Source organism: Pantoea sp. CTOTU46764 (genome assembly GCF_031974595.1).
GTDB lineage: Bacteria > Pseudomonadota > Gammaproteobacteria > Enterobacterales > Enterobacteriaceae > Pantoea > Pantoea trifolii.
Window position 1 is genome coordinate 29,881 of the sequence record NZ_DALYOQ010000056.1, and the last position, 682, is coordinate 30,562.

1 protein-coding gene and 1 pseudogene are annotated in these 682 nt (G+C 54.4%); one reads left to right on the forward strand and one right to left on the reverse strand.

Features of this window, described 5'->3' with window-relative positions; genetic code table 11:
• Positions 1-161: pseudogene (locus RTM06_RS16815) on the forward strand (D-alanyl-D-alanine-carboxypeptidase/endopeptidase AmpH); the annotation flags it as partial.
• Between the two features lie 39 nt (positions 162-200).
• Here the strand turns inward: RTM06_RS16815 and RTM06_RS16820 are convergent.
• A partial coding sequence (locus RTM06_RS16820) for a DUF1176 domain-containing protein (RefSeq protein WP_312183698.1) occupies positions 201-682 on the reverse strand: 482 nt, incomplete at its 5' end.

The following is a 682-nucleotide window of genomic DNA, read 5'->3' on the forward strand; positions in this document are numbered from 1 at the left end:
ATATGGCGATGGTGCCGCAGCACAACGTTGGTGTGTTTGTGGTGGTGACGCGCTCGCCGTTAACGCGTTTCACCCCGATGAGCGATGGCGTGAATAATATGCTGACGGAATTGGTGGGCAATCAGTCGGGTTCACCGATGACGGTGCAAGCGATTCGTTAATCATATGGGGAAGGTCGCCATTAATGGCGACCCTACAGATTAACGCGACTGCACCGGGTTCTGCGATTCGGTAACCCACAACGTTGGCCAATCTTCACTGCTGTGCCACGCATCACAGGTCTTCTCTTCCGCATACTCCGCCAGCACAAATTCGTTGCCGTCATACTGCCAGCGCGTCGCCACGCCGCAATCACCCAATCCACGTCCTTTACTGAAGGTGTAAAGCAATCCATGGCTGGCATCGAATTCGGCGTTCACCAACTCCAGCTGATTATCGCTGCGTGATGCTGGGGTGAACGGCAACGTTAAGCTCAAGCCACGCGACACATAAGGCGCATCACGCGTCACTTCAAATGCCAGATCGATAACGTTGTAAGCACCGGTTTCACAGCTGATCAGCAGCAGCGCTTTGCTGTCGGTTAGTGGCGACACACTCACTTCACGCCGCAGCGGATCGAGCGAGCAGTTATCGGTATTCACCCGCCAGGTACCAAAATCAATCAAACCGCTGGTCTCTTCCT